Here is a 26,135-nt window from a genome sequence, read left to right on the forward strand (position 1 = left end):
CGGACATGAGCACGATCCGGGTCGCGTGGGGCACCGGGACCGGTCCCACCGAGATGTCCTCGTACGACGCCGCCCTCGCGGACGCCAACCTCCACAACTACAACCTCGTGACCGTCTCGTCGGTCGTCCCGGCCGACGCGGCGGTCGAGGCGGTCGGCACCGCTCCGGACCTCGGCCCGGCCGGCCAGCGCCTGACGGTCGTCCAGGCCCGCGCGACCCGCGCCGGTCCCGGTCGCGTTTCGGCCGCGCTCGGGTGGACCACGGGCCCCGGTCCCGGCCTGTTCTACGAGGCGGCGGGCGAGGCCGACCCCGGGGACGTCGCCGAGCGCGTCGAGACCGGCCTCGCGGCCGGCCGGGAGCTCCGCGAGTGGACGTTCACCGACGAGCGCGTCGAGACCGCCACCACCGACGCCGAAGCCGGGACCTACGCCACCGCGGTCGTGGTGGCCGCCTACGGCGAGAGCGAGCCGATCTGCTGAGGCGGGCGGTCGAGTCAATCGACGGGGATCGGCGCGTGTCAGAGCCTGCCGAAGCCGAGAGCTTTTATAACGTCGGGGCCTAACGCCTTCCCGTTAGACCGATGAACGGAAATACCCCCTACGCGGGCGTCCCCGGCGAGACGCAGGCCGGTCACCGCGCGAACACCGACGTGCCCGACCTCTCCCCCGAGCAGAAGCAGTCGTTGCGCGACAGCATCACCGACATCGCCGCCCGGACCCGCGAGTTCCTGCCCAACGAGTACGTCGTCGGCTCGAAGGTCGCCGACGGCGGCAACGGTCCCCAGGCCCAGGTGTCGGTCCAGCCGCCGGTCGGCCACCCGGTCAGCGCCGGCTTCAGCCCGAGCGTCGAGGACTTCGACGGCGACGACCTCGACACCCACGAGGAGGCCGAGGTCGCCCGCGGCCTCGCGGCCAGCGCCGCCATGCAGGTCAAGCAGATGATGGGCGACGACATCACGCCGACCGCTCGATAGTCGACGGCGACAGCACGTATCGGGACAGTCGATCGGACGGGAAAACGGACGACGTCACGCGGAGGGACCGCCGACTCGCCCGCGCGGGCCGCGCCGGGTCGGCGGGTCCCGGAACAGCAGGTGACCCAGCGCCATCGCGGAGAAGGTCGCTCCCGCCGCGACGCCGAGCGGGGTCGGCACCGCCAGCAGTTTTCCGACGAGCAGTCCGACCAGCAGCGGGACCGGCAGGACCGCGAGCGCGAGGTCGTAGTAAGAGACGTTCGGTACTCCGGCGTTACCACTGAGTAGTTGGCTCTGCCCGAGCATGAAATCACCTTCCAGTACGGTACTACGGTGCGTTTCGACTAAAAATTATTGGTTGGTGGTAGTCCGTCAGTAGGAGATGGACGACCAGCCTCTACCGTCTGAGCGGTAGACGGGGGCCAAGCGATTCACTTTCGACGACCGTACCGTCAGCTCGGCTAGGGCCCGAATCGCGGCTGACGAGCGGTCAGAGCTCACACGGTCGTCCGATTTCCGCCTCGTACGCCGCCTTGATTTGCTCGAACAGGTCCGCACCGAAGGACGTCCGGAACCGCGGCGCGGCGGTCGCGAAGAACTCGTCGAGGTTGTCGAACTCCGCGAAGTGCTCGTTGTCCTCGGTCTCGTCGTACCGGTTCTCCCGCTCGTACTTGAGTGCCTGGAGGCAGCTGTCGACGAGGTCCATGTCCTTGACGAACTCCGCAACGGGCGTGTCGCGGGCCTCGTACTCCTCCCAGCGCGCGAGCAGGTCGCCGTCCGCGAACGGTTCGAGCAGGTCGGTCACCGCGGCCCGCTCGGCCGCCTCCTTCTCGGCTGACGACACCGCCTGGCGGTCAGGGTCGGCCCGCGTGGCCACGTCGCCGGTCTCGGCCTCCCCGAGGTCGTGGAGGAGCGCCATCGTCACGGCCGTCTCGCGGTCGACACCGACGCGGTCGGCGAACAGCAGACAGAGCGTCGCCGCGCCCCACGTGTGGGCCGCGACCGACTCCGGGGACTCGACGTTCCGCAGGACCCAGCCCGTTCGTCGCTCGTCCTTCAAATCGTACATGTCGAGCAGCGCGTCGAGGTCGTCAGCCATCACCTAATAAAGACAACAGGTGGCACTTCAGGATGTCGGCTCGGCGAGCAAACCGAATCGGCCAGCGTGCGAACCGAAGCGCTCACTTCCCCCAGAAGGGGTCGCGCTTGCGCTGCTTGTCGAGGTACATCTGGAGCGCCTCGAGCTCGTCGACTGGGATGTCGTCGGCGAGCTCCTGTTCGAGGATCTTGGCGTGCTTCTCGGGGACCTCGATCCAGAGCTCGTCGCCCTCCTCGATCTGGCGGCCCACGGTCGGGCCGTCGATGGCGACGCTGACCCGGTTGCCGCTTCGGGCCTCGTCGACGTCCTCGCCCTGTTCCTGGATGCCCTTGAGCTGGCCGACCCGGGTGGGCTGGTTGCCCTCGAACTTCGCGACGTTGCTGTTCTTCTTGATGGTGCCCGACAGCACCTCGACGCCGACCACCGCGGGGTCGTTCTGGCGGAACGTGTGGTCCTGGAGGATCTGGAACCGGGCGGGCCGGGTGATGTTGTCGAGGACCGTCTCCTGCTGGGCGCGCTCGCGCTCCTCGACGTACTCCTCGTACTCCTCGATGAGCCGGTAGATGACGCCGCTCTCGAACAGCTTCACGTCGCTCTCCTCGGCCTGTCGCTCGGCGTCGGCCAGCACGTCGACGTTGAACGCGAGGATGGTCTTGTGCTTGTCCTCGTCGGCGGTCGAGGCGATGCTCACGTCCCGGGGCGCGATGTCGCCGACCTCCGCGCGCATGATGGGGATCTCGGCCTCGTCCAGCGCGTTGGCGATGGCCTCCAGGCTGCCGAGTGTGTCGGCCTTCACCACGACGCCCTGCTCGCCGGTCTCGACCTCGATCTCCGAGAGCTCGGCCCGGACCTCCGCGATGACCTCGTCGATGTCGCGGTCCCGGACCACCCGGACGGGCGCGCCCGCCATCGCCTCGTCGAGGTCGGGCGCGGCGATCTTCAGCCCGGACGCGGCCGAGATCTGGTCGACCTTCTCGAACCGGTCTTCGGTGCGTATCTCGGCGAGCGGCCGGGGCTTCAGCAGCGCCCGGACGTCGGTCACGATGGGGTCGTCGAGCCCGCCGACCACGATGGTCTCGTCCTCCCGGACGGTGCCGTCGTACAGCACCACGTCGACGGTCGTCCCGAAGCCCTTCTCCTCCTTGACCTCGAGGACGGTGCCCGCGCCGGGCCCCGTCACGTCGATGGCCATGTCCTCCTTCATGTACCGCTGGGCCAGACCCATCAGCACGGTCAGCAGGTCGGGGATGCCCTCGCCGGTCTCGGCGCTCACGGGGACCACGCCGATGTTCCCGCGGAAGTCCTGGACCCGCCAGTACATGTCCGCCGAGAACCCCTCGTCGCTCAGCTCGCCGATGATCTCGTAGAGCTGCTCGTCGAGCGACGACCGCACCCGGTCGCTCTGGGCGTCCATGGTCTGCTGGACGGGCGCGTCCTCGTTGGGCTTCCAGCCCGGGACGGTGTCGATCTTGTTGGCCGCGACCACGAACGGCGTCTGGGACTGCTTGAGGATGTTGATGGCCTCGAGCGTCTGGGGCTGGAAGCCGTCGTTGACGTCCACGACGAGGATGGCGATGTCGGCCAGCGCCCCGCCCCGGGACCGGAGCGTCGTGAACGAGTGGTGGCCCGGCGTGTCGATGAACAGCAGGCCCGGCAGGTCGAAGTCGCTCGGGTCGATGAGGCTCCCGGCGACCTTCGAGACCACGTCGAGCGGGATGGCGGTGGCCCCGATGTGCTGGGTGATCGCGCCCGCCTCCCCCTCGATGACCGTCGAACCGCGGATCTTGTCCAGAAGGCTAGTCTTCCCGTGGTCTACGTGTCCCAGTACTGCCACGATTGGGGTGCGCAGACCTCGTTCGTTGTCGCGTGCGTCAGTGTCAGGCATAAGGCTACCACCCGGGAAAGAAGGTTTCTTACTGAAGAGGTACTGCGCGCGGCATTTAACTCTTTCACTCCGCCCGACCGCGGGACCGATTTCGCGCCGCTCGGCCGCGGGCGCGGTCCGCTTCCCGCCGCTGGCCCGTTCCGGGACCGTCCATCCGATTCTCCCGCCGGCTCCCCCGCACACTTTATGTAGGAGCACTCAGTAACCCCCCGTATGTCGGAGATCCTCGCCGAAAACCTCTCGGGGAAGGCCGTCATGGGGTCAGACGGGACGGAGCTCGGAATGCTGTACAACATCACCATGGACCTCAAGACGGGCGAGCTGGCCAACCTGCTCGTAGAACCGGACGAACAACTGCGGCGCGACGCGGTGGAGTTCGAATCGGACGAGAGCGGTCGATTCCAGGTCCCCGTGAAGCGAGTGCAGGCGGTGAAAGACTACATCGTCGTCCAGCGGTAAATGTACGTTCTAGACGCCTCAGCTTTCATCAACGAGTACCACACCACCGCGGACACGGCGACGATTCCGCTGGTCCGCGAGGAGCTGGAGGACGAGAGCGCCTACCGGTTCGACGCGATGGAGGGCTCGGGGATGCACATCCACATCCCCCAGGACGGCGCCGTCGAGCGCGTCGGCCGGGCCGCCCAGGAGACCGGCGACTTCGAGGAGCTGTCGACCACCGACGTGCGCCTGGTCGCGGCGGCCTTCGAGCTCGACGCGACGCTGGTGACCGACGACTACGCCATGCAGAACGTCGCCGAGCGCATGAACGTCGACGTCGAGGTCATCGCGCGCGAGGGCATCACCGAACAGCGCAACTGGCAGTTCCAGTGCCAGGGCTGCGGCCGCGAGTTCGACGAGAACAAGGACCGCTGTCCGATCTGCGGGAGCGAGCTGACGCGCAAGAACCCGTCGAACGCCTGACGGCGTCGGCCGGCTCGCGTAGCCACTCGTCGACCGCCGAGCGCTCACTCGTCGGGCTCGATCTCCTCGAGTCCGACTTCGATGAGCTGGTCGAGGACCTCCTGGGTCGTCAGGTCGTACTCGCGCGCCAGCGTCTCGATGCGCTTGGCGCGCTCGCGTTCGCAGGTGATCGAGTAGCGACGCTCCATGCCGCTTTCGTAAGCCGCTGTCGCTGTTAAATCTACGTCAGACGGCAAGCGGACGCAGGACGGACGCGAGGCGCACGCCCTGCCCACCGGATAGCAGTTCTTCGGACGATTCGGTCGGTGGCGGGCCGTCTCGGCCGGAATCACGCGCTACCGGGCCGCGGATTACGGGCCGCCGGTCATCTGGAGGTACATCGCCGCGAAGACGACCGCGTCGAACGTGCCGTGGATCAGCGCCGGAACCGTCGTGTTCTCGGTCAACAGGTACGCGCCGCCGAGGATGAGCGAGAGCATGAAGATGACCGCGAGCGTGCTCAGCAGCGCGGGCAGTGCGGCGCCGGCCGCGTAGGCCGGGATGTGGGCCAGCGAGAACGCGACGCTCCCGACCAGCACCGCGCCCCACTCGCCGAAGGTTCCGTACAGCGACTTCTGGATGATGTTGCGGTAGAGCAGTTCCTCTCCCGGCCCGATGATGAGCCACGACGCCGGAATCAGCAGCAGGAGGATCTGAGCGTTGCCGCCCGACGCGGTCTGCTGGACGCTGTGCTGGGCGGTCTCCAGTCCCAACTGGGTGAGGACGACGCCGACGACCAGCTGAAGGCCGAACAGCGCGACCACGCCGGCGGCGGTGTAACCGAGGTCCCGCAGGCTCGGCAGCCGGAAGTCGAGGTACCCGAGCGTCTTGTCGGTCCACCGGAAGTAGATCAGCGCGACGGTGCCGGTGCCCAGCCCGAGCGCGACCGCGCTGATGGCGAGCTGGACGGTCGTGCCGGGATCGCCGGGGACCAGCTCCGCGAGCACGCTCACCAGGACGCTGGCCCACGCCGCGATGGCGAACAGGCCGGCGAAGCCGACGCCGAGACTCCAGGCGGTGGCCTTGACCGCAGCGCCGAGCGACTCGGGGAGCCCCCTGCCGTCGCCGTAGGCCGCGATGATCCCGCCGACGCCGCCGACCAGCGCGAGCGCGACGCCCCACGGCGAGACGACCGGCGCCTCGGCCGCGAGCGTTCCGCCGCGAAGCGTGCCTGCGGACGCGACGCCCGCACACCCGACGACGCCGAGGCTGGCCGCGCCCGCCGCGAGCGACCCCGACCGGCGCGCGATCAGGTCGCGGCGCCGGAGCGCGAACGCGCCGAACGCGGCGGCGCCCAGCGCCGCGAGGACGACGTTCTCGACCGGACCGATTCCGGGAGTTCCCCACGGCAGCGCGGCCGCCGCGACGGCCACCGCGGCCAGCACGACCCCCGCGTTCGCTGCAGAGCGGTCTTCCATGGCTCGAAAATAGGTCGGGCGGGCTATAGTCCCTGTGCTTGGACGCAGAGCGAGTCGGCGTTACTCCACCGTCAACGTCGTCTTCTCGGCGACGGCGTCGGCCTCCTCGAAATCACCCCCTCCCAGCAGCCCCCGGGCGGCCCGCTTGCCCCACTCGACCGCGGGCTGGGTGAACGTCTCCACGTCGGCGAGCTCGCCGTAGAGCACGCAGGCGGCCTCCATCCCGTAGAGGAGTCCGCCGAGGCTCCGCTCGTCGACGCGGTCGATCTCGACCCGGACGTTGGGCTGCCCCGCGGCCGCGAGGCTGGCTTCGGTGGCCTCGAACTCGGCGTCGAGCAGTTCGCCCAGCGAGGCGCCGCCGAGGTACGACAGCCCCTCCAGGTCGGTCTCGGGGATCGCGCGGTCGGCGCGCGACTCCGGGCGGACCAGCGTGACCAGCTTGTCGCGCGGGCCGGCCCGGTAGAGCTGGAGCTGGGAGTGCTGGTCGGTCGCGCCCAGCGCCCTGGCGGGGGTCTGGCCCCGGCCGTCCTTGCCGAGGCTCTCGGCCCAGAGCTGGGCGAACCACTCGGCGAACGTCTCCAGCGACTCGGCGTAGGGCATCATCGCGTTGACGGCCGCGCCGCGCTCTTCGAGGGCGTAGGCCGCCGCGCCGTAGGCGTAGGCCGGCGAGTCGTACAGCGACCCCGCGAGCCGGTCTGCCTCTTCGCTCGCGCCCGCCAGAATCGCGTCGAGGTCGTGGCCCTGGATGGCTGCGCAGGCCAGCCCCACCGTCGAGAGCACCGAGAACCGGCCCGGCACGCCCTCGGGCACGTCGAGCGCGGGCAGGTCCTCCTTCTCGGCGAGTCGCCGGAGGTTGCCCTCCTCGCCGGTGGTGACGAAGGTCCGCTCGGTCCAGTCGACGCCCGCGTCGGCCATCGCCTCGCGCACGACGAGGAAGTTCGCGAGCGTCTCGGCGGTCGTCCCGGAGCGCGAGACGACGTTGACCGCGGTCGAATCGAGCGGGAGGGCGTCGAGCAGCCGGGAGACGTGCTCGGGGTCGACGTTGTCGAGGAAGTAGGCATCTGTCTCGGAGGGCAGCGCGTCGGCGAGAGTGGCCGCGCCCAGCGCCGACCCGCCGATGCCGACGGTCAGCACCGCCTCGGCGTCGGCGAAGGGCTCGACCGCGGCTCGAATCTCGTCGGGGTCGGCGGTTTCGGGCAGGTTCAGCGCGGCGTAGCCGTGTTCCGCGTCCCTGCGGCCGCGCTCGATGCGCTCGTGGGCGTCGGCGACTCGCTCGTCCAGTTCGTCGAGGGCGTCGCGGGAGAGGCCGGGGTCGGCGACCTCCGAGAGTGCGTTGCCGAGGTCTACGCGCATGTTGGTCGTACCACCGGCGGCGCGGGACAAAAAGTGGGGTGTTCCGGCGAACGGGAGGGTCGAGGGACCGGACGCCACCGCCGGAGGACCCGAGGACCGGAAGACAGGTCCATTGCCCGCACGGGGGCATCGCGCGGACCGCACGCCTTTTCACCCCGCTCTCCCAACCTCGGACCGAGATGGTCGACGCCCCGACCGGCGAGTCGGAGGACGCACGGACCGAGACCGGCGGGTCCCGGAGCGTCGTCGCCGACGCCTTCCGGCGGTCGTTCGCCGAGACCGACTCCCGACTGCTCAAGTCCTACGTCGTCGTGAGCGCGGTCCTCGGGGCGCTGTTCGCGATCCTGCTGCTGCTGGCGATCCCGGTCTGGGTGCTCAACACCGCGGGCGGGTCGGAGCTCGCCACCTTCTCGCGGGCGTTCCTGCTGGTCGGCGGGGTCCTGCTGGTGGTCGCGCTCGTCATGCCCGTCTACTCGGCGGGCCGGCGCCACGCCCGGGGGACCGCCACCGCGCGGGCCGACGCGCTGCTCGCGCTGGCGGGCTACCTGTTCGTGCTGTCGCTGTACGCCTCGCTGCTTATCTCGGCACCGCCGGCCCAGCGCGAGGCCCCGCCCGCCGTCCTCGCGCCGGTCGTGGAGTTGCTCTACTCGCTGCCGCCGACCTACGCGGTCGCGCCCCCGCTGCTCGCGGTGGCGCTCGTCCTGCTCGTCCACCGGTTCGCGCGGTAACCCCACTGTGGCTCCGGCGAACGGAATCCGGGAATCGCACCACCGGCAAACGCAACCCGGAAAAGCCGCGACCGCCTACGGTCGCCCATGAGCGACTCAGACTCCGCCGGCGAGGAGAAGACGAGCACGTTCCTCGTCACGCACGCCGAGGACGACTCGGCGGTGCTGAAGGACGTCCGCGACGGGCAGGTCCACACCCTCTCGTCGAACCCCGGCGTCGAGGAGACCGACGCCGTGGAGGCGACCGTCGCCTCGGACCCGCCGATGAACCTCACGTGGTCGGTCGTGGAGGTCGAGGAGCGCCGGTCCCTCTCGACCGAGCGCAGCGACGAGCCCCCGACCGCCCAGGAGCGGGAGGTCGCCGCCGACCAGGACGTCGGCGAGGTCGCCCGCCGGGAGCGGGCCGGCGAGGGCGAGATCCACGTCCTCACCGTCCCTCCGGAGGACACCGAGGACGCGGTCGCCGACGTGCTCGACGACGAGGCCACCCTCTCGCGAGCGGCCAGGCTCGGCGTCGCCCGGGTCGAGGTCCGGGCCGAGTCGGGCGTGGTCAGCGTTCGGTACATGCCGTAGCCGAGCCTCGATTTCGAGACCAACTCCGCCGTATCCGCCGGCCTCAGGCTTTCTGCTGGCCACAGGGTTGTTACGTGTCCAGCCTCTTATATGAGGGCCGGAGGGACGAACAAATGAGCACTGACGACGATTCAGCGTACGACGACGAGGCGTACGACACCGACGACGAGACTTACGAACAAGAGGCGTACGACGACGAGGCGTACAACGATGACAACAGCAGCGCGAAGTGGTCGTCGGCAGCAGTCGCGCTGCTCGGACTGTGGCTGGTCGTCGTGCCGACGTTCTTCTGGGAGGCGGTCGGCGCGGACTTCTGGAACGACCTCATCGTCGGCGCGGCCATCGTCGCGCTAGCGGCGTACAGCTACTACGAGTCGTCCGACGAGGACCTCGGCGGCGGCACGTGGGCGAGTGCGCTGAACGCGCTGCTGGGCCTCTGGATGGTCGTCGCGCCGTTCGTCTGGGGCGTCGACGAGCTGCTGTTCTGGAACGACGTCGCGGTCGGCGCGCTCGTCGCCGTCGTCGCGGGCTACGCCGCGTTCGCCAGCGGCGAGGCGACCGCGGGCCTCGGAACGGAACAGCGAACGTAATCAGTCGACGCGCGGCCGAACGTCGTCGACGTTCCTCCCGCACGCTTTTTCGGACGGCGCACCCGTCGATAGACGCGCGAGCGGCGCAGAAAACGTTCGCCGGTAACCGCATCCACTCGCCAGCAACCCCATCGACTCGCGGCGATCCGTGCGACGACGCCGCGGTCTATACCTCGTTGGGGCCGCCCTCGCTCTGGACGTGCCAGCCGCCCTGGATGCCGCAGGCCTCCCGGACCTCGTAGGTCACTTCCGTGTCGGGACCGAGGGTCTGGCCGCCCTCGATGCGCTCGACCCGGAGGGGCACGTCGAGAGTGCTGCCGCAGCAGCCGACGCCGACGAACTCGTCCCAGACGTCGCCCTGCCGGACCCGGTCGGTCTTGGTCTTCCGGAGGTACGCGACGAACGAGTCCTTCTCGACCTGGAACCGCCCCCAGTCGCTCAGGTCCGCGGGGTAGGAGACGACGACCCGGTCGGCGGGCGCGAGGTCGCGGTGTCGGTCCTGGAAGTTCTCGTCGGTTTCGCTCATGGTGCCGGGTAAGCGCGCGAGGAGCATGAGCCTTCTTCCCGCGGCGGCGCCGCCTTCGCACTTCCCGCCCGTCGACTGCTGTCTTGAAGCTTCTCGCCGTGCGTACCGTTCGCGCGGTACCGGCCCGCTCGCGTCGCTCCGGCCGGGCGGAAATGAGGTTGGATAAGAACACTTATTCACGGTCGTACCTCAAGCCACCCCATATGGTAGCGTTCGAAGTGCCGGAGGTGGACTACACCCAGTACTCCAACCGGCAGTTGGCGGCGATTCCGCTCGCGGTCCTCGCCGTCGCACTGCTGGTCATCGTCGGGTGGTACGTCTTCACCGGTGCGCCGGTACGGCTCGGCATGGAGTTCACCGGCGGCACGGAACTCCGCGTCCAGACCGCCACGCCCGCGTCCCAGATCCCCGCACAGTTCGACTCCGAGGTGTCGGTCACGCCGGTTCGGACCGCCGACGACACGTACATCGTGACGTTCCCGCCCACGGCGGAGAACATCGCCCAACAGGCGCGAAACAACTTGCAGCCGGTCGGGGGCCAGTCCGCGGCCGACATGGTGAAGTCGGTCCAGGGGACCTCCGCCAGCTTCGGCCGGCAGACCCAGGACCTCGCGCTGATGGGTATCGGCCTGGCGTTCGTCGGCATGAGCGTCCTCGTGTTCCTGATGTTCCGGTCGTTCGTCCCCTCCATCGCGGTGGTAATCTCGGCGTTCAGCGACATCGCGATCCCGGTCGCGGTGATGAACATCGTCGGCATCCCCCTCTCGCTGGGGACGGTCGCGGCCCTCCTGATGCTTATCGGATACTCGGTCGACTCCGACATCCTGCTGAACAACCACATCCTGCGCCGGTCGGGCGACTTCTACGAGTCGACCCGCCGAGCGATGCGGACCGGCGTGACGATGACCGTCACCTCGCTGTCTGCGATGGCCGTGATGTCCGTCGTCGCGTGGATATTCGGTATCGACCTGCTGGCCTCCATCGGCATCGTGCTGGTGCTCGGGCTGGCGACCGACCTGATGAACACCTACATGCTCAACCTGAGCCTGCTCCGCTGGTACAAGTACGAGGGGGTATCTCGATAGATGGACCTCCGCGACAACTGGCGGGTCATCCTGCTCGCGGTCTTCCTCGTGGTCAGTTCGGTCGCGCTGTTCGCCCCCGGCATCGGCGGTAGCGGTGGCGGCGGCGACGGCGCCGTCGTCGAGGAGGCCAGCGACGGCCCGACGAACCTCAAGTTCGGCCTCGAACTCTCCGGCGGGACCCGCATCCGGGCGCCGGTCAACGGCCTGACCGCCGACAGCGTCGACGTGCCGCAGGGCACGACCCCGGCGACCGCCGAGCGACAGGTCGCCGGCAACCTCTCGGGAGTCACCGCCGCCGACGTGTCGGTGCGGCTGGCTGCCGCCCGGAACCAGACCACCACCGTCGAGGTGTTCAGCGAGAACCTCACCGAAGACGAGTTCGGCTCGGCGCTCGGGCAGGCCGGCTACGACTACGAGACCATCCGGCAGGGCGTCACCGACGAGACCCGGAACACCATCGTTCGCATCCTCCGGGACAAGATCTCGCAGGCCGGCCTCTCGGGCGGTCGCGTCCAGCAGGTGACGACCGCCAACGGCGAGAACTTCGTCGTCATCGAGATGCCCAACACCAACCAGACCGAGGTCGAGGACCTGGTGACCCAGCGCGGGCAGGTCCAGATCGTCGCCACGTTCCCCGCGCAGAACCAGAGCGGCAACGGCACCCAGTACCGGGAGGTCCCGCTGCTCTCGCAGGGCGACTTCACCAACATCGGGACCGCACAGGAGTCCCGGGGCATCGGGCCGAACGTCCCGGTGGTGCTCAACCAGGAGGCCGCCCGGAACTACTCGGACGCGATGCAGCAGTGGGGCTTCACCACCGAGGGCGTCAGCGCGTGTAACTACCGGACGAACCCCGAGGACCCCGGCTACTGCCTCTACACCGTCGTGGACGGCGAGGTCGTCTACGCCGCCAGCATGGGGACCGACCTCGCGAGGACCTTCCGGCAGGGACAGTTCGTCCAGGACCCCGGGTTCGTCATGAGCACGACGAACATGTCCGAGGCCAGCGAGCTCCAGATCCACCTCAACGCCGGGTCGCTGCCCGCCTCGCTCAACATGGAGCAAGGGACCTCGTACTTCCTCGCGCCCAGCCTGGCCGAGGAGTTCAAGCTCTACTCGCTCATCACCGGCCTGGTCGCGGTGCTGGCGGTCAGCGCCGTGGTCTTCCTCCGGTACGGTGACCCGAAGGTCGCCGCCCCGATGCTGGTGACGGCGCTGTCGGAGGTCGTCATCCTGCTCGGGTTCGCCGCGGCCGTCAGTCTCCCGCTCGACCTGAGCCACATCGCCGGGTTCATCGCGGTCATCGGGACCGGGGTCGACGACCTCATCATCATCGCCGACGAGGTGATGTCCGAGGGCGAGGTCAACTCCTCGCGGGTGTTCCAGAACCGGTTCCGCAAGGCGTTCTGGGTCATCGGCGCGGCCGCCGCGACCACCATCATCGCGATGAGCCCGCTGGCGGTGCTGAGCCTCGGCGACCTCCAGGGCTTCGCCATCGTCACCATCCTCGGCGTGCTCATCGGGGTGCTCGTCACCCGCCCCGCCTACGGCGACATCCTGCGGAGCCTGCTGACCGACCGGTAGGCGAGCCGGTCACTCGCCCTTTTCTTCGACCGTCCGCTTCCCGTCGCGATACGCGCCCCGGAGCGCGCTCGGCGAGAGCTCTCCGGAGAGCGACAGCCACCGGAGGAGCGCCAGCACCCCGACGAGGACCGCCGCCCCGACGGCCGCGAAACTCGGGACGGCGACCGCGAGCGGCACTGCGTCGACCATACTGTGGGAAAGCTGTAAACTGACAAAAGTGTTCGGTCGAAACCGGTCCCCGTCCGCTTCTGCCGGAGTCGCAAGCCCGAGCTCCCACCCGGCCTAGAAGTCGCCGAGCCCCGACTGGGCCGCCTCGGCCAGCACGTCCTCGCAGGTCGACCAGCTCCGCCGGGCGCAGTCCGGAAGCCGGCCGTGCTCGGCCACGAACGACTCGAGGAACTCCCGCGTCGTCGGGTCGCTCGGATACCCCGACCCGAGGTCGCCGAGCGCGGCGCCGTACTCGGCGGCGTACCGGTCGGCCACCGCGGCGACGTGGGCGTCGCGCTCGACCTTGGCGACGACGCTGGCCGCGCCGACCACGGCGTGCTCGTCGTCGGCGCCGTGCTCGGCGGTCAGGTCGAGGTCGGCGGACACCCGGTCGGCGACCCGGCGGGCGAACCGCGCCTCGCTGGTGTCGCCCGCGTCGGCGATGCCCGCCAGCGGCTCGGCGCTCTCGTCAACAACTTCGGCGATGGCCTCGGCGTGGGCCGCCACGGTCAGGGTGTTCATGTCGTCGTCGCCGTCGATGCGCGCGACCGGGATCTCGGCCACGCCGACCGCGACCCGGTCGTCCGCCCGGATCTCGGCCGCCAGTTCCTCGCGGCGCTCGGGCGAGAGCCGCTTCGAGTCGGCGATGCCCTCGGGGAGCGCGTCGGGATTCGGCACCCGGACCGCCGCCGCGAACATCGACCCCAGCACCGGACCCTTCCCCGCCTCGTCTACTCCGAACACGGTCCGGCAAACGCAGTCCCCGTAGTTGTAGGTTGCTACCTCGAGCGCCGCCGACCGGCGAGAACCCAACCGCGAAAAGAGACGGGAGTCGGACTACTGCAGCCGCCGGAGCGCGACCAGCGCGGCCGCCAGCGCGGCGACCGCGGTGGCGGCGCCGAAACCGGGGGTGGCACCGCTCGCGCCGCCCGTCGTCCGGTCGACCGCGTCGGCGGTCGTCGCCCGGCCGTCGGCGGCGGTAGTTTCGGCGGTCGAGTCGAGCGACCCGGCAGAGCCGCCGGTCGAGCCGCCGCCCGGCGTCGACCCGTCGGTCGTCTCCGCCGACGCAATTTCGCCGTCCTCGGTCGACGCGGCCGGAGCGTCGTCGACCGCCGACTCGTCCGCGGTCGACTGGTCCCGGTCGGTCGACCCGTCGTCGGCGCCGGCGTCCGAGCTCCAGCCGTCGTTCCAGCCCGAGCTATCGTCCCGCTCGGCCTGGACCGTGACGTTCGCGCCGGTCGCCGTCGCCACGTCGTACGCCGCTCCGTCGGCGTCGCCGAGCGCGTCGACGGTGAGGTCGAGCGCGCTGGTGCCGACGGTGCCGGCGCTGACGGTCACCGACGCGATGACGGCCCCGTCGTCGGGCTCGACGGTCGCACCGACGGCCGCGACCGTCGCCTCCGTGCCGCTCGCCACGATGCTGACGTCGCTCATCCGGGGCTCGCCGCCCGCCCGGACGTCCACGATGGTGCCGACGTCCGAATCGGCGAGCGCGAGCGTCAGCTGGTAGGCGCCCACCGTGCCGTCGACGCCCTCGACCACCACGTCGTAGGTGGCCGCGTCGCCGGGATCGATGCTGTCGTCGGCCGCGACGAGCCGCACCGTCGCGCCGTCGTCCTGACCGGCCGCGGCGGTGAAACCGGTCGAGGCCGCCGCGAGCGCGACCAGGCAGACCGCCAGCGTCGCGTAGTGCGATTTCATGTTTTTGTTCCTCGCTTGAGATTCACTCGATCTGGGCGAACAGCGCCTGGATGTCCAGGATGTCGAACGCCCCGTCGCCGTTGAAGTCGAACAGTTCGGGGTTGTCCGTCATCGCCTGGCTGTTCCGGTAGGTCCAGGCGGCCTGGACGTCGTTGATGTCGACCTCGCCGTCGCCGTTGACGTCCTCGTAGACGCCGTCGCCGTCGGGGTCGGTGACGGGGTCGAAGCTGCCGACCGAGACCTGGGTGACGGTCACCGACGCGCCGTTCGTCGCGGTCACGTCGTACGGCGAGCCCTCGCCGTCGCCCAGCGCGTCGACCGAGAGCGTCGCGTCGGTCTCGCCGGGGTCGACCCCGTCGAGTTCGACGGTCGCGACGGTCACGGCGCCGGTCGCGCTCGCGTCTGCGCCGACCACCGTGACCTCGGCCGAGGAGCCGTCGGCCGCGACTGTCGTCTCCTGGAACATCGGATCGTTCAGGGGCTGGACGCCCGCGATGGACGCCGTCTCGGGGTCGTCCACCGAGACGGTGATCGAGTACGCGCCGACGCCGGCGTCGGCGTTCTCGACGACCACGTCGAACGTGGCGCTCTCGCCGACCATGACGTCGGCGTCCGCCGGCGAGATGCCGACCGCCGTCGCCCCCGCGGGCGCGGTCTGGTCGGGCTGGACCGTCACCGAGACGGCGTCGGTGGCCGTCGCGCCGGTCGCGTCGGTCACCGTCACCTCGAACGTCAGGTCGGTCGCGGCGTCGACGTCGGGCGCGGTGAACCCGGGCGACGCCGAGTCGGCGCCGGTCAGCGCCGCGTCGGGACCGGCGGTCTGGGTCCACTCGTACGTCAGGTCGTCGCCGTCGGGGTCGCTCGACCCGCTCGCGTCGAGGGAGACCGAGTCGCCCGCTTCGACGGTCTGGTCGGCGCCGGCGTCGGCGGTCGGCGCCTGGTTCACGGGCTGCTGGGCGACCGTGACCGTCGTCTGGGTCGAGTCGGTCACCTCCTGGTCGGCCTCGTCGATGCCGGACGCCGACGCGGTGACGGTGTACTCGCCCTCCGCGGCGTCGGCGGGGACCGACACCGCGTACTCGACGGTGTACGTCTGGTCGACGTCGTCGGCGAACCAGATCCACTCGGTGGAGTTGTCGGCGAAGCTGGCGTTGCCCTCGGCCGTTTGGCCCTGGACCGTCCAGCCGTCGGGCAGGTCGACGTCGAGCACGGGCGCGCTCACGCCGGTCGCGTTGACCTCGACGGTCATCGAGACCGTGCCGCCCGGCGCGACCGGACCGTCGGCCGACTGGGTCACGTCGAGTTCGCCAGTCGGAGCGGGCTGGTCGTCCGACGCCTCGACGGTCAGCGACCCGCTCGCGGTGTCGTTCTCGGTCGAGAGCTCGACGGCGTGCTGGCCGACCGAGAGGTCGCTCGTCTCCACGGCGAAGCCGACCTGCTGGCTCGCGCCGCCGGCCAGCGTCACGTCCTGGCTGTCGACTTGCGTCCCGTCGACCGAGAGCGAGACCGTCTGGGTCCCTCCGGCGTCGCCGGCGTTGTCGACCGTCGCGGTGACGTCGACCGAGTCGCCCTGGGTCGCCGGCGAGGCGACGGCCAGATTCGAGAGCTGGAAGTCGGCCGGCGCCTCGGCCGCCTGGACGGTCACCGTTGCGGTGCCGAGCTCGCCGAGTTCGTAGGTGCCGCCCTGCTCGTCGGCGAAGTCCAGGATCTGGTCGACCCCGCCTGCCTCGGCCGGCGAGACGATCGAGAGGTCGGTCGACCCGGCCGACTGGCCCTGGAGGGTGACGGTCAGCACGGTGACCGCGCCGGTGTCGGCGGTGTCGTCGAACGCGTAGAGCGCGCTCGCCGCCGAGCCGTCGTCGGCTATCGACGGACTCGCGCTGCCGGGGTCGTTCCCGGCGCTGACGTCGACGACGGTCGCGACGCTCGAGTCGCCGACCTCGACGCCGATCTGTCCGGCGCCGACGCCGCCGTCGGCGTCGTCGAGGACGACCTCGACCGTGGTCGTCTCTCCGGGCGCGATCTGTGATTCGGCGGGCGATACGCTGAGGCTCGTGGCGCCGGCCGCGCTGGCGACGCCGCCGACCGTCGAGAGGACGGTCAGCGCCGCGAGCACGACCGCGAGGGTCCTGGTGGACCGCTGGGGTGTGGTGTCTGAGTTCATCTGTCGGTTCCGTGGTCGGTTTCGTGCGGTTCGTCTCGCGAGGTGCGTGCGGTCGCGGCGCCCGAGCGGGGGAGGCTAACCTCTGGAGTGGCCCCGGGACGTCGCCGCGCGGTCCGCGCTGGAGTCCGTGACACGGAGTGATCAGCTCCCGGCCACGAGGTCGGCGAACAGCGCCTGGGCGTCGCCCGCCGTGACCGCGCCGTCGCCGTTGACGTCGAAGGCGTCGACGTCGCCCTGGACGACGGGGTCGTTCAGGTTCGCGAACAGCGCCTGGGCGTCGGAGACGGTGACCGTCCCGTCGCCGTTGACGTCCTCGTAGACGCCGTCGCCGTCGGGGTCGGTCGGCGCGTTCTCGAAGTCGCCGACCGGTCCGGGTCCGGCGTCGGCGCTCTGATCGTACTTCAGTATCGCGACGTTCGACGTCAGGCCGGTCTCGCCCTCGCCGTCGTCGGCGGTCGCGACGAAGTAGTTCAGCCCGCCCGCGGCCGAGCTGTTCGTCAGCGCGACGGGGATCTCGGCGGTCCCGTCGGCGCCGACGGTCGCGGCGTACTCCTCGACCTGGATGACCGTGTTCGCCTCGTAGGCTTCGACGTCGTAGCCCGGCGTACCGTCGTACGTCGGCACGCCGTCGAGGTTCAGTTCGCCCTCGACGCGGAGCAGCGTGACCGTCGACCCGGGTTCGGCCTCGACCGTGATCGTCTGGTTCGCGGACGCCACGGTGGCGGCCGAGTGGGCGGGCGACAGCGTGGTCTCGCCGAGCGAGACGTTCGCCACGTCCACGGTCGGGGCGGCCGCGACGTCGGCGTCGGCGGTCGCCTGCGAGCCGCCGGCGCTGCCGTCGCTGAAGAGGCTGGTCACGGCCGTCGCGCCGTCGGCGAACTCGACCGTCATCTCCGACCCGGACAGCTCCAGTCCGGAGATGGGACCGGCCTCGCCGCTCTGGACGCTCGACCCGCCCTTGATGCTGGTCGGGTCGTTGTCCATCTCGAAGGTGATCGACTCGCCCGGCTCGAACGCGCCGAACTCGATCTGGAGCGCGTCGTAGCCGTCGGAGCCGTCGACGCCGTTGTGCGGGTCCAGCACGGTCGCGTCGACCGTGCCGCTCGTCCCGTTGTCGTCGAGGATGAAGCCTTTCGCGCCCTGGTCGCCGGCGGTGCCGTCGGGGTCGAACACCGCGTCGGGCAGCACCGCCGAGCTCAGGTTCAGCGTGACCGTCTCGATGGGCTCGTCGCCGGTGTTCTCGATCTCGAACGACTCGGCGTCCCACGTCGTGGCGTCGATGCCCTCGCCGTCGTCGATCTCGATGGTCGCCTCGCCGTCGGTCGGACCGTCCGCCGACCCGTCGACCTCGGCGACCTCGATGGCCGAGACCTTCGGGTTCTCGACCGAGGACGTGAAGTTGACGTCGAGGTCGCCGTCGGTCACCTCGACGGTGTACGTCTTCGTCGTCGCGTTGAGCGCGCCGACGTCGGCGTGGATGTCGTAGTCGTCGAGTTCGGGTTCGCCGCCCTCGACGTTCGCGCTCATGACGCGCGAGCCGTCGCCGCCGGCGTCGCCGTGGTCGGTGCCGAACCAGATCTCGGCGAGGTGGACGGTCACCTCGTAGGTGCCGTCCTCGACCGGGAACGAGTAGTTCACCGGCGCGCCGCTCTGGCCGTACCGCTCGGTCAGGTACAGCGCGTCGTCGTCGGTACCGCCGATGTCGGTGACGCCGTAGTTCGCCGAGACGTTCGTCGTCTCGCCGCCGGCGAAGTAGTCGTCGGCCTGGTACGTCGTCCCGTCGGCCGCGGTGTACGTCGAGCCGCCGGCGTTGACCGCGAAGACGACCTCGCCGGCCTGCTGGTCGTCGTCGATCACGGTGACGTTCACCGCGTCGGTGTCGGTCGCGCCCTCGGCGTCGCTCACCGCGACCTCGAAGGTCAGCGTCGTGTTACCGTCGACGTCCGGCGCGGTGAACGACGGGACCGCGTCGTCCTGGGCGCTGAGCTGGACGTCCGGTCCGGCGGTCTGGGTCCACGAGTAGCCGAGTTCGTCGCCGTCGGCGTCGGTCGACCCAGAGGCGTCGAGGCTGACCGATTCGTTCTCGTCGACCGTCTGGTCGGCGCCGGCGTCCGCGGTCGGCGCGGCGTTCGCGCCGATCTCCGTCACGGTCAGCCGGTCCCAGGAGGCCGAGAACGTCGAGCTGGCGCCGTTGGCCGTGCTGATGAGGCCCACCGCGAGCCCCCGGGTGTCGTCGGCGTACCAGCTCTCGGGCATCGCGAACGTCTGGTCGAAGAACGTCCGGTTCCCGTCGTCGATGGCGTAGCTCGCCACGACGGTGTCGTTCGACGGGTAGACGTCGAGGTAGAGATCGATGGTCTGGCCGCTGCCGAACACGTCGGGTTCGGAGACCACGACCGAGTCGGCGTTACCGACCTGTCCGTCGACCTCCTTCAGGAACTGGACGCCGCCGTTCGGGTCGCCGTCGGCGTCCTGCGCTCCGGCGACCAGCTTGACGTAGTTGTCCTGGTCGCCGAGGCCGAACTGCACGCCGGCGGCCTGCCAGTTCTCGGGCGTCATGTCGTCCGAGAACGGGGATTCGACCGTCGTGTGGACGGTGAACGGCGCGTCGCCCGTCGCGTTCACGCCGTACTGGAACCCGTACGTCTGGGAGTTCTTGCCCTCGTAGGCGTCGCCGAACGGCACCTCGTCGACCGAGAGCCGCTCGGTCGCGCCGCCCGCCCGCACCTGCGAGGCGTTGTAGAGGTCGGCGTAGTCGGTGCCGTTGGTCATCAGGCCGGTGAACCCGAGGCCGAACAGCGACCGGGGGTGCTGGCCGGCCTCGAACTGCCGGTCGACCGGCAGGTCGTTGTCGAGCCCGTTCTGGGGGTCGAGCGCGAACGGGTCCTGGCCGTCGGTCAGCCCGTCGTCGTCGTCGTCGTCGTCGACAGAGTCCGGGACGCCGTCCTGGTCCCAGTCCTCGGGCTGGGAGGCCTGCGAACAGGGGTCGGTGCCCGCCGCGTTCTCGTCGGCGTTGGTGTAGCCGTCGCCGTCGGCGTCACCGTCCGGGTCGTACTCCGGGGAGTCCGGGTCGGCCCCGACGCACTGGCCGCCCGTCGAGTCGCCGTAGTCGTTGGGCTCGAAGACGGTGATCTTGTTGCTGCCGTACGTGGCCGCCCACACGGTGCCCGGGAACGCGTCGTCGTCGCCCTGCGCGTGGACGTCGAGCGGGTTGCTCCCGATGTTCTGGAAGAGGGGTTCGGAGGCCGTCGCCTCGGTGCCCTGGGCGTTCAGTTCGACGCGCTGGACGTCGCCGGAGTTCCACATCGCCAGCAGCAGGTCGCCCTGCAGCGCGCCGCCGAAGTTCGACGCCGGGTAGACGTCCATCCCCTGGGGCGTCGCGCCGAAGGTCTCGAGCGCCTCGCTCGGCGTCGAGGAGTTCGTGGGCGAGATGTAGTCGCAGTTCACCGGGTCGTGGAGGCCGTCGTCGACCGCGGCGGCGAACTCGCTGGTGTCGTTGCCGCGGGTCGGGTTCGGGTGGCCCCCGTAGTAGTCCTCGCCCTCGACGTGGTAGACGCCCGTCGCCGAGTACTCGTCCTGCTCGTTCTGGGCGTTGGTGCACTGGCCCTGGGGCCCCTCGTCGACGACGATGCCGCCCCAGCCGGGGTTGGCGCTGTTGTCGGTCGCGTACAGCTCGCCGTCCTCGCTGAGCGCGATGTCGTAGGGGTTCCGGAAGCCCGGCGAGTAGACGTCGACCGGACTGTCGGCGGTCCAGTTGGCCATGTTCGCGCCGTCCTGTCCGCCGAAGGGCGTCTCGGTGCCCTGGAGCGTCGGCAGGTCGTACAGGTACGTCGAGTCGGTGTGGGCGGCGTCCTTCTCGGCCATCGCGTCGACCTGCGACAAGTCGACCGAGAGGATGGCCGCCGAGAGCGCGTACTCGGGCGTCAGCGCGAAGTTGTCCGAGGGGGCGCCCTTGTTGGTGTGGCCGCCCTGCGCGACATAGAGGACGTCCTCGGCCTCGTCGTACTGGATGCCGTTCGTGGCGTGGTTCTCCTCGGAGCGGGGCAGCCCGCGCACGAGCATGTCGTGGTCCCACCCGGAGTCGGTCTGGGTGAGCCGCGAGACGACGCCGGAGTTGGTGTCGAGCCCGCTGTCGGTGTGGCCGCCGCCCGCGCCGATCCGCGGGTCGCTCGACGTGACGTACAGCACCGGCGTCTCGGCGGTACCCTCGACCGTGAGCCCTGTCACCTGGCGATTGCCGACGCTCGGGTTGTACGCGCCGTCGTCGTCGTGGTTCGGGATGTCCTGGACCGCCGTGATGACCTCGGTGCCGACGACCTCGTAGTCGTTCTCGCCGTTGCGGGCGATCTCGAACGCCTTGATCTCGCCGCTCTGCTGGGCGACGTAGAGCCGGCCGTCCGGACCGAAGTCGAGCGACGTCGGATTGCCGAGGTCGGCGCCGAGCCCGCTGACGCCGAAGCCGACGGGCACGTCGCTCGCGCCCTCGCCCGAGAGGTCGACCGTCACCGGCGAGTTGCTCCCGCTGTGACTGACCTCGAGGGACGCCGACTTGGGCTGGGCGTCAGACGGCGCGAACGTCACCGGGACCGACGCCGTCTCGCCGGGCGCGAGCGTCGTCGCGCTCGCCGCGCCGGTCGAGAACTCGTCGGCGTCCGCGCCCGCGACCGACACGTCCGTGATGGAGATGTCGGCGTCGCCGGCTCCGCCGAGATTGGTGAGCGTGATCTGCTCGGTCGCGCTACTGCCCGCGACGACCGTGCCGATATCGAGCGTCGAGGGGGCGCCGAGCGTGTTCGGCTGTGGCTCGGCGCTCACGATTTCGATGGCGTTGAGCTGGGGGTTCTCCGTCACGTGGGCGAAGTCGACGTCGATCGTCCCGTCGCTGACGACGGTGAACGACTCCATACCCCCAATCTGGTCGCCGTACTCGGCGATGGGGTCGAAGTTCTCGACGGTCTGGTCCTCGACGCTCACGTCGAAGACGCGGTCGCCGGGCTCGCTGGTCCCGGAGTAGCCGTCGTAGAAGTAGAGCCGGACCTCGACCTGCCGGCCCGACTGGACGTCGAACTCGTACCCCATCTCCCCGTCGCTGGGCGGGTCGTACCGTTCGTTCGTCCAGATTCCCGCGGGCGCGCCGTCCGGCACCGACGCGTCGAGCGAGTCCGGCGCCGGACTACTCGACGTGTCGGAGTCTCCCGAGACGAGGTATCCGGAGTCATCTTCCCAGTCCGGCCCGTCGGCGGCGGCGACGCCTCCGCCCGCGTTGACTCGATACAACACGTCGCTCGCTTGTTGGGCGTGCGCTACCCCGACACTCGACAGCGCGCCGGCTCCCGCCGCCGACGCTACCAACAGTACCGAAAAGACGACCGCCAGTACTCGCGTCGTTCGATGCGTCCCGTTCATCCTGTCCCTTCCTGCCGCATCCTCTGTCTGATCATGTGCTGTGCTGGCGTCGGTGTCTGGCGGAGCCGCCGTCCAGGAACAACGTAACCCTCGGTTCGGGGAGCGTAACGCGTTCAAGCGCCGATTTCGGCGCGTTTCGCGGTGCGTACCGTCCAGCGCGACGCCATCAGCCACCCAGAGGATAGATAACGATATTGTTATGAATTACATGTGATACGTAAACGAGTCCGAGACGTCGGCTCAGGGCGGGCCTACGGAACCGCAGGCGTGTCATACGGGAGCGACGAACTCCGGATTCGGCGGCAGTACGCGACGCCCGCGAGGGTACTCGTCCGGGAGAGGCCGAGGCGTTGATACGGACCGAACCCATATCCACCGGCGATGACGCTCTCGGTCGCGGTCGACGACAGGGAACCCGCGGCGGTCCGCCGGGCAGTCGAGGCCCACGGCGACGTGGTCGCGGTCGACGTGCGGCGGCTCCCGGCGGCCGACTTCGCGGTTCTGGACGGGTCCGGAGCGGGTAGTGAGTCTTCGACGAGCGACGCTGTAGGCGTGGACGACGCCGCGGAGGGTCGGGTGGTCGGCTCGGTCGGCATCGAGCGCAAGACCGTCGACGACTACGTGAACTCCGCGCTCGGGACGACCGGGACAGACCTCCGCGAGCAGGTCGAGAAGATGGCCCGGGCGTACGACCGCGCCTACGTCCTGCTGGAGGGCGACCTCGCGGAGGTGGGCGCCGACCGGCCCGGTCTGGACAGCGCCGCGGTCCACGGCACGATGGCGTCGTTCGCGGCCCGCCACGACACGCCGGTCGTCCCCTGCTCGGACCGCGAGCGACTGGTCGACGTGGCCACCCGCCTGCTCCGCAAACACGGCGAAGCGCCTTCGGCCCGGCCGGTGCCCGGCGGCACCGTGACGGGGTACTCCATCCCCGTAACCAAACGGCTGTTCGGCTGCATCGAGGGGGTCGGCCCCGCGACCGCCGACGCGCTCTACGAGGCGTTCCCCTCGGTCGAGGCGCTGCTGGCGGCGACGCCCGCCGAGCTGCGGGAGGTGGAGGGCGTCGGCGAGAAGCGCGCCGCGGCCATCGTCGAGACGCTCCGGGGCGAGCGCGACGGCTGACGCCGCTCGCTTTCCGGGGTATCCGGGACGCGGCCGACCTACTCCACGGGCTCGCGCCAGTGGACGGTGACGTTGTTCACCGCGAAGCTGTCGTCGCCCGACTCGTCGCGGTGGACGCGGAGCGTGTTCGTGCCCTCGTCGAGTTCGGCGGCGGTGATGGCGTCCTCCCAGTACTGCCAGCCGTCGGCCGGCGGGACGTCGAACCCGCCGAGCGACTCGCCGTTGAGCCGGAGCTCGTGACCGTACTCGTCGACCCTGAACGCCTGGAGGCCGACGTACGGGTCGCTGGCCCGGTCGGTCGGGACCGAGAACTCGAACCCGGGGGTGGCGTCGCCGACGTACTCCGCCCACGGGACGTCCAGCGCGTCCTTTGAAGGTCCGAGGTGGGCGCTCACGTTCACCAGCGCGTAGTTGGCGCGGTAGGCCATACGCGGGTCCACGCGCGGCGGCCCCAAATTCGTGGGGGTCGCGGCGATTCCGGAGTAGTCAGCGCACCATTCCGTCTAGGCCGTCGCAACATTTGTATGCATTGCATGCATTGCATACGTCATGGGCACCCTCTCGGCTCGAATCCCCGACGACCTCGAGGCGGAACTGGAGTCATACATCGAAGAGGAGAATCTCGACAGGAGTACCGCGGTACGAAAGCTCCTTACTGAGGGGCTCGGCGACTGGCGGAAGGAAAGAGCGCTGGAGAAACTCGAAGGGGGTGAAACTACGCTCTCGGGCGCCGCGTCGATGGCCGAGATGAACGTCTGGGAGTTCGCGGCGCTGGCGAAGGACCGGAACGTGACGTGGGTTTCCGACGAGCACCTCGAATCTGACCTCGACGACCTATGACGTTCGTCTTCGACGCGACTCCACTCATCTACCTCGCGAAGACCGACAGTCTCGGCATATTGACCAAGATCGAACGGGAGTTCGTTGTGCCGGAGCGAGTTTACGACGAGGTCGTCACCGATGGGATGAAACAAGGGTACACTGACGCGAAGCGAATCGACAATTGCGTTCAAGAAGGGCCGTTCCAGAAGCGGACTTTAGAGGAAGACGAACGGTTCGAGCGCCTCGTTGGGGAAACCGCACTCAGTCAAGCGGACGCGGCAGTACTGTTACTCGCTGACGAGGTCGATGGAACCGCCGTCGTGGACGAGAAGCACGGCCGTGACATTGCAGACGTGGAGAATATCGAGACCCGCGGAACGGCCTATCTCCTCCTGTCGTTGGTCAGACGAGGCGACCTCTCGGCCGAGGAAGCCCGCGATACCATCGACGCGATGCTTGACGCCGGGTGGCACTGCTCGCCGAACCTCTACGCGAAGCTACTCCGGAAACTCAACGAACTCGCGACCGAATGAGAAACCCGTAAACCGCCCGGACGCCACGGTCCGAACATGACCATCCTCGACGACGCCCGCCGAGTGGCCGAGAACGGCCCCGTCTGCGATTCCTGCCTGGGCCGGTGCTTCGCCGACCGGAGCTTCGGGCTGACGAACGACGAGCGCGGCCGGTCGCTCCGCGTCGCGGCCGCCATCGAGGACGACGAGCCCTACGAGCCCGAAGACGAGGAGTGCTGGGTCTGCGAGGGCGAGAGCCGGCGGTTCGACGAGTGGGCCGAGACGGTCGCCGAGGCCCTGGAGGGCTGGGAGTTCGACACCTATCAGGTCGGGACCCGGACCCCGCCGCTGATCGAGGAGAACGAGGCGCTGCTCCGGGAGTCGGCGGGGCTGGCCGAGGACGCGGGCGAGTCGTTCAAGTCCGAGCTCAACCGCGAGGTCGGCAAACGAGTCGGACAGTTGACGGGCGCGGAGGTCGACTTCGACCGCCCCGACGTGCTGGCGCTGCTCAACGTCGAGGCCGCGCCCCGCGTCGGCGAGGGCGCCATCTCCGACCACGCGGTCGAAGTCCAGATCAACTCGGCGTTCGTCTACGGCCGGTACCGCAAGCTCGAACGGGACATCCCCCAGACCGAGTGGCCCTGCCGGGAGTGCGGCGGCTCGGGCAAGCAGCTCGCGGAGGGCGGCGGCGAGGAGCCCTGCGACCACTGCGGCGGGTCGGGCTACCTCTACGAGGAGAGCGTCGAGGAGCTGACGACCCCGCCGGTGCTGACGGCGTTGGACGGCGACGAGGCGCTGTTCCACGGCGCGGGCCGCGAGGACGTCGACGCCCTGATGCTGGGTACCGGCCGCCCCTTCGTCATCGAAATCAAGCGGCCCCGCGAGCGGCACGTCGACGCCGACGCGCTCGAAGCCGAGATCAACGAGTTCGCCGGCGGGAAGGTCGAGGTCACCGACCTCGCGCCGGCGACCCACGCGATGGTCGAGCGCGTGAAGGAGCTCGACGCCAGCAAGACCTACCGGATGGACGTCAAGTTCGACGCCGACGTGACCGAGGACGCCCTGGAGGAGGCCGTCGAGGAGCTCCGGGGCACGACCGTCGAGCAGGACACGCCCCAGCGCGTCGACCACCGCCGGGCCAGCATGACCCGGACCCGGACCGTCTACGACGCCGAGGGGAACCTCGACGACTCGCGTCACGCCGAACTCGAGGTCCACGGCGAGGGCGGGCTCTACGTCAAGGAACTGGTCTCGAGCGACGAGGGGCGGACCACGCCGAGCCTCGCGGGCCTGCTCGGCGTCGGCGCGACGGTCACCGCGCTCGACGTGGTCGCCGTGGAGGGCGAGGACGAGCCGTTCGCCGACCCCGAGTTCCTGAAAACTGAGACGGAGACGTGAGGCCGCCTCGGCCCCCGCGCCACAAA

General features: G+C 69.9%; 26 protein-coding genes. 13 read left to right on the top strand and 13 right to left on the bottom strand.

Annotation, left to right across the window (positions count from 1 at the left end; genetic code table 11):
• Positions 1–5 precede the first annotated feature (5 nt).
• Both DVR07_RS13450 and DVR07_RS13455 read left to right on the top strand, forming a co-directional pair.
• Entirely contained in the window at positions 6–479 is a 474-nt protein-coding gene (locus tag DVR07_RS13450; protein ID WP_115797789.1) for a pyruvoyl-dependent arginine decarboxylase, read from the top strand.
• Between the two features lie 101 nt (positions 480–580).
• Positions 581–973, top strand: a complete 393-nt coding sequence (locus DVR07_RS13455; RefSeq protein ID WP_115797790.1) for a DUF5811 family protein — start codon at positions 581–583, stop codon at positions 971–973.
• Between the two features lie 54 nt (positions 974–1,027).
• On the opposite strand, the gene DVR07_RS13460 is transcribed toward DVR07_RS13455, so the two are convergent.
• The 3 genes from DVR07_RS13460 to infB all read right to left on the bottom strand — a co-directional run bounded on the left by DVR07_RS13460 (position 1,028) and on the right by infB (position 3,957).
• The gene (locus DVR07_RS13460) at positions 1,028–1,279 is read right to left on the bottom strand and encodes a hypothetical protein (protein WP_115797791.1); all 252 of its coding nucleotides are present in this window, start codon (positions 1,277–1,279) and stop codon (positions 1,028–1,030) included.
• Between the two features lie 184 nt (positions 1,280–1,463).
• The gene (locus DVR07_RS13465) at positions 1,464–2,075 is read right to left on the bottom strand and encodes an HD domain-containing protein (RefSeq protein WP_205410989.1); all 612 of its coding nucleotides are present in this window, start codon (positions 2,073–2,075) and stop codon (positions 1,464–1,466) included.
• Positions 2,076–2,154: 79 nt separating this feature from the next.
• The gene (gene infB, locus DVR07_RS13470) at positions 2,155–3,957 is read right to left on the bottom strand and encodes a translation initiation factor IF-2 (protein ID WP_115797793.1); all 1,803 of its coding nucleotides are present in this window, start codon (positions 3,955–3,957) and stop codon (positions 2,155–2,157) included.
• Positions 3,958–4,170: 213 nt separating this feature from the next.
• Between infB and DVR07_RS13475 the strand changes: the two genes are divergently transcribed.
• Positions 4,171–4,416 carry a PRC-barrel domain-containing protein gene (locus tag DVR07_RS13475; protein WP_115797794.1) on the top strand — a complete coding sequence of 82 codons (246 nt, stop codon included), beginning with the start codon at positions 4,171–4,173 and terminating at the stop codon, positions 4,414–4,416.
• Complete coding sequence (locus DVR07_RS13480; protein WP_115797795.1) at positions 4,417–4,881, top strand: NOB1 family endonuclease; 465 nt, start codon at positions 4,417–4,419, stop codon at positions 4,879–4,881.
• Between the two features lie 44 nt (positions 4,882–4,925).
• Here the strand turns inward: DVR07_RS13480 and DVR07_RS13485 are convergent, their stop codons facing one another.
• From DVR07_RS13485 to DVR07_RS13495, 3 genes are all read right to left on the bottom strand, one after another.
• Complete coding sequence (locus DVR07_RS13485; protein ID WP_115797796.1) at positions 4,926–5,069, bottom strand: CopG family transcriptional regulator; 144 nt, start codon at positions 5,067–5,069, stop codon at positions 4,926–4,928.
• Between the two features lie 162 nt (positions 5,070–5,231).
• On the bottom strand, positions 5,232–6,338 hold the full coding sequence (locus DVR07_RS13490; RefSeq protein ID WP_115797797.1) for a CPBP family intramembrane glutamic endopeptidase: 1,107 nt from the start codon (positions 6,336–6,338) through the stop codon (positions 5,232–5,234).
• 60 nt (positions 6,339–6,398) lie between these two features.
• Positions 6,399–7,691, bottom strand: coding sequence for a glucose-6-phosphate isomerase (locus tag DVR07_RS13495; protein WP_115797798.1), 1,293 nt, complete (start codon positions 7,689–7,691; stop codon positions 6,399–6,401).
• Between the two features lie 179 nt (positions 7,692–7,870).
• Here DVR07_RS13495 and DVR07_RS13500 point away from each other — a divergent pair, with 179 nt between their 5' ends.
• The 3 genes from DVR07_RS13500 to DVR07_RS13510 all read left to right on the top strand — a co-directional run bounded on the left by DVR07_RS13500 (position 7,871) and on the right by DVR07_RS13510 (position 9,582).
• Positions 7,871–8,419, top strand: a complete 549-nt coding sequence (locus DVR07_RS13500; protein WP_115797799.1) for a hypothetical protein — start codon at positions 7,871–7,873, stop codon at positions 8,417–8,419.
• Between the two features lie 87 nt (positions 8,420–8,506).
• Positions 8,507–8,992 (top strand): DUF5812 family protein, encoded by a 486-nt coding sequence (locus tag DVR07_RS13505; protein ID WP_115797800.1) that lies wholly within the window; start codon positions 8,507–8,509, stop codon positions 8,990–8,992.
• A 113-nt stretch (positions 8,993–9,105) separates the two neighbouring features.
• Positions 9,106–9,582 carry an SPW repeat domain-containing protein gene (locus DVR07_RS13510; RefSeq protein WP_115797801.1) on the top strand — a complete coding sequence of 159 codons (477 nt, stop codon included), beginning with the start codon at positions 9,106–9,108 and terminating at the stop codon, positions 9,580–9,582.
• 166 nt (positions 9,583–9,748) lie between these two features.
• Here the strand turns inward: DVR07_RS13510 and DVR07_RS13515 are convergent, their stop codons facing one another.
• Positions 9,749–10,108 carry a hypothetical protein gene (locus DVR07_RS13515; protein ID WP_115797802.1) on the bottom strand — a complete coding sequence of 120 codons (360 nt, stop codon included), beginning with the start codon at positions 10,106–10,108 and terminating at the stop codon, positions 9,749–9,751.
• A gap of 203 nt (positions 10,109–10,311) precedes the next feature.
• Here DVR07_RS13515 and secF point away from each other — a divergent pair, with 203 nt between their 5' ends.
• Both secF and DVR07_RS13525 read left to right on the top strand, forming a co-directional pair.
• Positions 10,312–11,193, top strand: a complete 882-nt coding sequence (gene secF, locus DVR07_RS13520) for a protein translocase subunit SecF (protein ID WP_115797803.1) — start codon at positions 10,312–10,314, stop codon at positions 11,191–11,193.
• Entirely contained in the window at positions 11,194–12,777 is a 1,584-nt protein-coding gene (locus tag DVR07_RS13525) for a preprotein translocase subunit SecD (protein WP_115797804.1), read from the top strand.
• 9 nt (positions 12,778–12,786) lie between these two features.
• On the opposite strand, the gene DVR07_RS13530 is transcribed toward DVR07_RS13525, so the two are convergent.
• The 5 genes from DVR07_RS13530 to DVR07_RS13550 all read right to left on the bottom strand — a co-directional run bounded on the left by DVR07_RS13530 (position 12,787) and on the right by DVR07_RS13550 (position 22,255).
• Positions 12,787–12,966 carry a hypothetical protein gene (locus DVR07_RS13530; RefSeq protein ID WP_115797805.1) on the bottom strand — a complete coding sequence of 60 codons (180 nt, stop codon included), beginning with the start codon at positions 12,964–12,966 and terminating at the stop codon, positions 12,787–12,789.
• Positions 12,967–13,059: 93 nt separating this feature from the next.
• Positions 13,060–13,728 (bottom strand): ribonuclease HII, encoded by a 669-nt coding sequence (rnhB, locus tag DVR07_RS13535; RefSeq protein WP_115797806.1) that lies wholly within the window; start codon positions 13,726–13,728, stop codon positions 13,060–13,062.
• 93 nt (positions 13,729–13,821) lie between these two features.
• Entirely contained in the window at positions 13,822–14,685 is an 864-nt protein-coding gene (locus tag DVR07_RS13540) for a hypothetical protein (protein WP_115797807.1), read from the bottom strand.
• A 22-nt stretch (positions 14,686–14,707) separates the two neighbouring features.
• The gene (locus DVR07_RS13545) at positions 14,708–16,849 is read right to left on the bottom strand and encodes a PKD domain-containing protein (RefSeq protein WP_115797808.1); all 2,142 of its coding nucleotides are present in this window, start codon (positions 16,847–16,849) and stop codon (positions 14,708–14,710) included.
• Between the two features lie 141 nt (positions 16,850–16,990).
• Positions 16,991–22,255: a malectin domain-containing carbohydrate-binding protein gene (locus tag DVR07_RS13550; protein WP_115797809.1), complete on the bottom strand. Its 5,265-nt coding sequence runs from the start codon at positions 22,253–22,255 to the stop codon at positions 16,991–16,993.
• A gap of 381 nt (positions 22,256–22,636) precedes the next feature.
• On the opposite strand from DVR07_RS13550, the gene DVR07_RS13555 reads away from it, so the two are divergent.
• Positions 22,637–23,377 (top strand): ERCC4 domain-containing protein, encoded by a 741-nt coding sequence (locus tag DVR07_RS13555; protein ID WP_115797810.1) that lies wholly within the window; start codon positions 22,637–22,639, stop codon positions 23,375–23,377.
• Positions 23,378–23,415: 38 nt separating this feature from the next.
• Here the strand turns inward: DVR07_RS13555 and DVR07_RS13560 are convergent, their stop codons facing one another.
• Positions 23,416–23,805, bottom strand: a complete 390-nt coding sequence (locus DVR07_RS13560; RefSeq protein ID WP_115797811.1) for a DUF7383 domain-containing protein — start codon at positions 23,803–23,805, stop codon at positions 23,416–23,418.
• 121 nt (positions 23,806–23,926) lie between these two features.
• Here DVR07_RS13560 and DVR07_RS13565 point away from each other — a divergent pair, with 121 nt between their 5' ends.
• Genes DVR07_RS13565 through DVR07_RS13575 form a run of 3 tightly spaced genes read left to right on the top strand, consistent with a single transcriptional unit; the run spans position 23,927 to position 26,109 of the window.
• Positions 23,927–24,217 (top strand): hypothetical protein, encoded by a 291-nt coding sequence (locus DVR07_RS13565; RefSeq protein WP_115797812.1) that lies wholly within the window; start codon positions 23,927–23,929, stop codon positions 24,215–24,217.
• Positions 24,214–24,732, top strand: coding sequence for a DUF3368 domain-containing protein (locus tag DVR07_RS13570; protein WP_115797813.1), 519 nt, complete (start codon positions 24,214–24,216; stop codon positions 24,730–24,732). The genes DVR07_RS13565 and DVR07_RS13570 overlap by 4 nt, the downstream gene beginning before the upstream one ends.
• 36 nt (positions 24,733–24,768) lie before the next feature.
• A complete protein-coding gene (locus DVR07_RS13575) occupies positions 24,769–26,109 on the top strand; it encodes a tRNA pseudouridine(54/55) synthase Pus10 (RefSeq protein ID WP_115797814.1) in 1,341 nt (446 codons plus the stop codon).
• The last annotated feature ends 26 nt before the right edge of the window (positions 26,110–26,135 follow it).

Source organism: Halorussus rarus (assembly GCF_003369835.1).
Lineage (GTDB): Archaea > Halobacteriota > Halobacteria > Halobacteriales > Haladaptataceae > Halorussus > Halorussus rarus.

Coding starts and splice junctions, on each gene's coding strand:
- DVR07_RS13450 (WP_115797789.1), top strand. CDS start 6: ATGAGCACGATCCGGGTCGCGTGGGGCACCGGGACCGGTCCCACCGAG.
- DVR07_RS13455 (WP_115797790.1), top strand. CDS start 581: ATGAACGGAAATACCCCCTACGCGGGCGTCCCCGGCGAGACGCAGGCC.
- DVR07_RS13460 (WP_115797791.1), bottom strand. CDS start 1,279: ATGCTCGGGCAGAGCCAACTACTCAGTGGTAACGCCGGAGTACCGAAC.
- infB (WP_115797793.1), bottom strand. CDS start 3,957: ATGCCTGACACTGACGCACGCGACAACGAACGAGGTCTGCGCACCCCA.
- DVR07_RS13475 (WP_115797794.1), top strand. CDS start 4,171: ATGTCGGAGATCCTCGCCGAAAACCTCTCGGGGAAGGCCGTCATGGGG.
- DVR07_RS13480 (WP_115797795.1), top strand. CDS start 4,417: ATGTACGTTCTAGACGCCTCAGCTTTCATCAACGAGTACCACACCACC.
- DVR07_RS13485 (WP_115797796.1), bottom strand. CDS start 5,069: ATGGAGCGTCGCTACTCGATCACCTGCGAACGCGAGCGCGCCAAGCGC.
- DVR07_RS13490 (WP_115797797.1), bottom strand. CDS start 6,338: ATGGAAGACCGCTCTGCAGCGAACGCGGGGGTCGTGCTGGCCGCGGTG.
- DVR07_RS13495 (WP_115797798.1), bottom strand. CDS start 7,691: ATGCGCGTAGACCTCGGCAACGCACTCTCGGAGGTCGCCGACCCCGGC.
- DVR07_RS13500 (WP_115797799.1), top strand. CDS start 7,871: ATGGTCGACGCCCCGACCGGCGAGTCGGAGGACGCACGGACCGAGACC.
- DVR07_RS13505 (WP_115797800.1), top strand. CDS start 8,507: ATGAGCGACTCAGACTCCGCCGGCGAGGAGAAGACGAGCACGTTCCTC.
- DVR07_RS13510 (WP_115797801.1), top strand. CDS start 9,106: ATGAGCACTGACGACGATTCAGCGTACGACGACGAGGCGTACGACACC.
- DVR07_RS13515 (WP_115797802.1), bottom strand. CDS start 10,108: ATGAGCGAAACCGACGAGAACTTCCAGGACCGACACCGCGACCTCGCG.
- secF (WP_115797803.1), top strand. CDS start 10,312: ATGGTAGCGTTCGAAGTGCCGGAGGTGGACTACACCCAGTACTCCAAC.
- DVR07_RS13525 (WP_115797804.1), top strand. CDS start 11,194: ATGGACCTCCGCGACAACTGGCGGGTCATCCTGCTCGCGGTCTTCCTC.
- DVR07_RS13530 (WP_115797805.1), bottom strand. CDS start 12,966: ATGGTCGACGCAGTGCCGCTCGCGGTCGCCGTCCCGAGTTTCGCGGCC.
- DVR07_RS13540 (WP_115797807.1), bottom strand. CDS start 14,685: ATGAAATCGCACTACGCGACGCTGGCGGTCTGCCTGGTCGCGCTCGCG.
- DVR07_RS13545 (WP_115797808.1), bottom strand. CDS start 16,849: ATGAACTCAGACACCACACCCCAGCGGTCCACCAGGACCCTCGCGGTC.
- DVR07_RS13550 (WP_115797809.1), bottom strand. CDS start 22,255: ATGAACGGGACGCATCGAACGACGCGAGTACTGGCGGTCGTCTTTTCG.
- DVR07_RS13555 (WP_115797810.1), top strand. CDS start 22,637: ATGACGCTCTCGGTCGCGGTCGACGACAGGGAACCCGCGGCGGTCCGC.
- DVR07_RS13560 (WP_115797811.1), bottom strand. CDS start 23,805: ATGGCCTACCGCGCCAACTACGCGCTGGTGAACGTGAGCGCCCACCTC.
- DVR07_RS13565 (WP_115797812.1), top strand. CDS start 23,927: ATGGGCACCCTCTCGGCTCGAATCCCCGACGACCTCGAGGCGGAACTG.
- DVR07_RS13570 (WP_115797813.1), top strand. CDS start 24,214: ATGACGTTCGTCTTCGACGCGACTCCACTCATCTACCTCGCGAAGACC.
- DVR07_RS13575 (WP_115797814.1), top strand. CDS start 24,769: ATGACCATCCTCGACGACGCCCGCCGAGTGGCCGAGAACGGCCCCGTC.